Annotated in this window: 2 protein-coding genes and 2 pseudogenes; 3 read left to right on the forward strand and 1 reads right to left on the reverse strand. The window is 32.3% G+C overall.

Translation table 11 applies throughout. The features are described 5' to 3' along the window. Both ACTTBL_RS06760 and ACTTBL_RS06765 read left to right on the forward strand, forming a co-directional pair. Positions 1–153: pseudogene (locus ACTTBL_RS06760) on the forward strand (malic enzyme-like NAD(P)-binding protein); the annotation flags it as partial. A 9-nt stretch (positions 154–162) separates the two neighbouring features. Continuing rightward, positions 163–510 (forward strand): annotated as a pseudogene (locus ACTTBL_RS06765) (BON domain-containing protein); the annotation flags it as partial. On the opposite strand, the gene ACTTBL_RS06770 reads toward ACTTBL_RS06765, so the two are convergent. Continuing rightward, entirely contained in the window at positions 511–2,796 is a 2,286-nt protein-coding gene (locus ACTTBL_RS06770) for an NADP-dependent malic enzyme (RefSeq protein WP_440644153.1), read from the reverse strand. 52 nt (positions 2,797–2,848) lie between these two features. On the opposite strand from ACTTBL_RS06770, the gene ACTTBL_RS06775 reads away from it, so the two are divergent. Next, the coding region (locus ACTTBL_RS06775; RefSeq protein WP_440644154.1) for a lipid II flippase MurJ at positions 2,849–3,117 on the forward strand (269 nt) is incomplete at its 3' end.

Below are 3,117 nucleotides of genomic sequence, written 5' to 3' on the forward strand. Positions count from 1 at the left end.
GAACGTGGCAAGATTGAGATTATTTCTTCAAAAAATATGACAACTAAGCGTGATCTCGCTTTAGCATATTCTCCAGGAGTTGCTGCTCCTGTAAAAAAGATAAGTGAAAACCCAGAAGCAGCTTATGATTACACAAGTAAAGGAAACCTTGTTACTGGAAAAGTAGATAGTCCAGAAGAAAAATTAATGATTACAAAGTTAGCATGGGAAACCAAGGGTGCTAGATCTGTTAGAAATGATATTAAAATAAAAGAAGAGTTTAACTTTAAGCAATCTGCAAAAGATGTATTAATAACATCTCAACTTAGAACAGCTATAATTGTAAATAAAAATATTAAGGCAACCAATTATCAAATAGATACCTATAAGAAGAAAATTTATATTTATGGAATTGCTTTAACTTCAGAAGAAAAAGATTTAGTTATAAGTGAAGCAAAAGAAATACTTGATGTCGAAGATGTAATTGCCAGTATCATTCTTGTTGAAGATTTAAGAATTCAAAGAGAATAATTATTTTTTGTAATCAATTACTTGGGAAGAATAAGCAGCAATTGATGCTAAGTTGAGTATCTCAGAAGTTGATGATCTTAAAGGTGCAATTTCTATTGGAAGCCCAAGTCCAATTAATAATGGTCCAATAACTTTTGTGTCTCCAATTGTTTTCATCAGTTTATATGAAATTGCTGCACTATGTTGTCCAGGCATTATTAAAATATTTGCTTTACCAACTATCTTTGCAAAAGGATAAAGTTCCTCATATTCTGGATCGAGAGCTACATCAGGCTGCATATCTCCATCAAATTCAAAGTCTACTTTTTTTTCTTTTAATATCTCAACCGCGTTTCGAATATGTTTTGTTCTACTTGTAAGAGGTTGTCCAAATGTAGAGTGAGATACAAAAGCAACTTTAGGATCAAATCCAAAAAGTCTAACTACTCTAGCTGTAGATATGGCAATTTCAGCCATTTGTTCAGAAGTTGGATATTCATGAACACTTGTATCACCAACAAAAATAGTTCTACCTTTATGAACGATCATATTTAAACCAAACATAATTTCTCCTTTTCTAACATCAACAACTTGCTTGATTTTTTCAAATGAAGCTCCAAATCGTCTCGTATTGCCTGTTACAGCACCATCAGCGTCGCCACAGGCAACCATACTAGTAGCCCAAACAACTCTATCATTTCTGATCATGCGGTCACAATCTCGTTCTAATAATCCTTGCTCTCTTTGTAATTTTTCAAATAAATGTTTAACGTATCTTTTTCTTTTTTCTTCATCTTTTGAATTAACAATTTCGATGTCAAAATTTTCACTATAACCAATATTTTTAATTTGTTCTTTAATTTTACTTTCTTTACCTACCAGGATTGGAATACCTAATTTTGAATTTTTAAATGCAATAGCGGCTTTTAAAGTATTTTCATCTTCACCATCTGCAAAAACAATTCTTTTCTGATTTTTTTTGATAAATGAATTTATACCTTGCATGATTGTTACTGTTGGGTCTAGTCTTTGTTTTAGTTGGTCTTTATAAACATCAAAATCATCTATATTTTTTCTAGCTACTCCACTATCTATAGCTGCTTTTGCTACAGCTGCTGGTATTACACTAATTAATCTTGGATCAAATGTTGATGGAATAATATAATCTTTTCCATAATGAGGTCTTTCTCCACCCATAGCTGCAACCACTTCATCAGGAACATCTTCTCTTGCAAGCTTAGCTATCGCATTAGCTGCAGCAACTTTCATTTCTTCATTTATCGTTTTGGATCTAACATCTAAAGCTCCTCGAAAAATGTAAGGAAATCCAATTAAATTATTTACTTGATTGGGATAATCCGATCTCCCTGTTGCAACAATTGCATCATTTCTTACTTCACTAATTTCCTCAGGGGTAATTTCTGGGTCAGGATTTGCACAAGCAAATATAATTGGATTTTTTGCCATGGATTTAACCATCTCTTTTTTTAGAACACCTTTTGCAGACAATCCTAAAAAAACATCCGTACCTTTGACAGCATCCTCTAAAGTCCTATGTTTAGTTTTTATTGCATACCTGGATTTCCATTGATCAATTCCCTCTGTTCTTCCTTCGTAAATTACACCCTTTCTATCTAGCATTATTATATTTTCAGATTTTGCTCCTGAGTTTTTAAATAACTCAGTACAAGCTTGTGCTGAAGCTCCTGCACCATTAACTACAACTTTAATTTCTTTTATTGATTTACCACAAATATCCAAAGCATTAATTAATGCTGCAGTTGTTATAATCGCTGTTCCGTGTTGGTCATCGTGGAAAACAGGAATATCCAAAATTTCTTTTAATTTTTGCTCTATTATAAAACAATCTGGGGCTGCTATGTCTTCTAAATTAATTCCACCAAAGCTAGGTGCAAAATTTTTAATTGAATTTATGATTTCGTCTGAATCTTTGCAATCAATCTCTAAATCTATTGAATCAATATCAGCAAATCTTTTAAATAAAACAGCCTTTCCTTCCATCACAGGCTTTGATGCAAGAGCACCTAAATTTCCCATCCCCAATATTGCTGAACCATTACTTATTACAGCAACAAGGTTTCCTTTACTTGTGTAATCATAAGCTGCTTCTGGGTTTTCACTTATCTTTTTTACAGGAGCAGCAACTCCTGGAGAATATGCTAAAGCGAGATCACGCTTAGTTGTCATATTTTTTGAAGAAATAATCTCAATCTTGCCAGGTTTTTTGTCTTTATGAAAATCTAAAGCTTCTTTATCTGTGTAATGATCGATTTTTGTTTTTTTCATTTCTGATAACAATAAGTGTACAATTGGGGTAAAATTAAGACTAATATGATTTATGAACTTACTTAAGTCAACAGGCACATTTGGTTTTTATACCATCATTAGTAGATTGCTGGGTTATTTAAGAGATATTTTAATAGCAATTTTTCTTGGAACAGGGATGTTGGCCGATGCTTTTTTTGTAGCATTTAGAATTCCAAATACTTTTAGAAGATTGTTTGCTGAAGGCACCTTTAACGCAGCATTCGTTCCAAGTTACTCATCAGAAATTACTAAGGGAAAAAAACAATCAAACAAATTTGCTAACAATATTTTTAATCTTCT

This window comes from Candidatus Pelagibacter sp. HIMB123, from assembly GCF_052048195.1.
GTDB lineage: Bacteria > Pseudomonadota > Alphaproteobacteria > Pelagibacterales > Pelagibacteraceae > Pelagibacter.